The 1,617-nt window shown below is 32.5% G+C and carries 1 protein-coding gene; it reads right to left on the bottom strand.

Annotation, left to right across the window (positions count from 1 at the left end; all coding sequences use genetic code 11):
* Nucleotides 1-858 precede the first annotated feature (858 nt).
* Nucleotides 859-1,515: a hypothetical protein gene (locus ACEN25_RS15845; protein WP_441803766.1), complete on the bottom strand. Its 657-nt coding sequence runs from the start codon at nucleotides 1,513-1,515 to the stop codon at nucleotides 859-861.
* Between the last annotated feature and the right edge of the window lie 102 nt (nucleotides 1,516-1,617).

Below are 1,617 nucleotides of genomic sequence, written 5' to 3'. Positions count from 1 at the left end.
AGAAGATTTATCTAATTCTCTCATTAATTTTTGAAAATCAAAATCACTCATAAGTTTGTTTTAAATGTTTTACAACGGTCTCGTATAACCGTCAGTTACGGGTTTAAAGTTACTGTTTTTCGGTTAAGCACTGACCTTAGCAATTCCGAGTGGATTCGGACGTAGTCGAATCCGCCGTAATTGCGGTTATACATTGTTAGGCAACGTTTTTTATTTCAGTCAATTCAAAGAACCGATTGATTTTGGTTAATAATTCGTTTTTCGGTTTGTTCAAATTCAACACGTTATAAAACGGATTGTTTATCGATTTATCAATCAGTTTTCCATTCCGAATTTTCATTAAGTGTGGAAATCGACTGTAATTTTTGAGTTTGTAAAGTGCCTCCGAAATAAACTCCGGACTATATTCCGATTCCACTTTTTTTCCATTTAGATACACGATTTCAATTCCGTCAGTCAGATTCGGTATTATTTCGTCCTCAATATATTTTTTTGAGTTCTTTCGATTATTGTAACAGAAGAAATTTTTTCCGCTATTCTCGGTCAAAAATTCAGAGTATTTTTTTTCAAATCGTTTTCGCTGAAAATACAAAAACGGTATTGAAATTATGATTATTGGAAGCATTAGTATAAATAATGGAATTCCAATAACTACAAACAAAATTAGTCCGAATATGTTATTAATCTGTTTCAATTTTGGTTTCTCAAATGTTGCCTAACGGTTTTGGCTATGGTTTCGTTGCGGAAAAATCCGCAGGATTCTTTCCGCCGTAAACCTAAGTTAGTAAATACGCAGAAATTTCCGAGAGGAAATTCCGCCGCAATGAACTATAGCCGTTGTTGTGCAACGTTTTTATTTTAAAATTGTCCGACTACTTTTAAAAGTAAAGCAGTTGGTGCTATTATTAGTCCAATATAAAAAATATATTTTCCGTGTTTTCTGTCATTTGCTGAATATGAATATACTTTCTGTCCGTTCGGTAATGCTTTTTTAGAAGTCCACAAAAAATATCCAATTATCAGTCCTAAAAATCCACCTAAATGTGAAAAAATGTATCCAGCAATAATCCAAGGTTTTTGGTTTTCTTCTGGTTTGGCTAAATCTTTTAATCTTTCATTTTTCAATGAATTTAGAAGTTCTTTGTCAACTGATTTTCCTCTCTGTTTTAGTATTTTTTGAGCAAGAGTATAGTCAAACGCATTCCATTCGTCTGACTTTAGCAAAATTTCATAAAGTTCCTCGTCTGTAAACTCAAATATATAATAGTCCTTGTCAATTTGGTCAATTAAATTTTCAGCATTCTTTTCAAGAATTTCTTCAGCTTTTTTAAAGTCAGATTGTTTAATTCTGACTTCGAATTCGTTTTGCAAAGTGTTTCCTGAAAATGTGACATCAACTGGCGGAATATTGTCGGCAAGTAATGATTCAATTCCGTTTTCTTTAAGCAATTCTTTCAATTCGTTTGCTTGTTCTAAAGTCGGAAACTTTTTAAATATTGAATAATTTTCTGTCATTTACGAAATTTTGGTCAAATGTTGCACAACGGTCTCGTATAACCGTCAGTTACGGGTTGATATGCGTTAATTTTCGGTTTAGAACTGGCGTAAGCAATTCCG

It is taken from the genome of Leeuwenhoekiella sp. W20_SRS_FM14, from assembly GCF_052119605.1.
Taxonomy (GTDB): domain Bacteria; phylum Bacteroidota; class Bacteroidia; order Flavobacteriales; family Flavobacteriaceae; genus Leeuwenhoekiella.
Note: the sequence above shows the minus strand (reverse complement) of the source record. Positions and strands in the feature narration are given on the sequence as shown.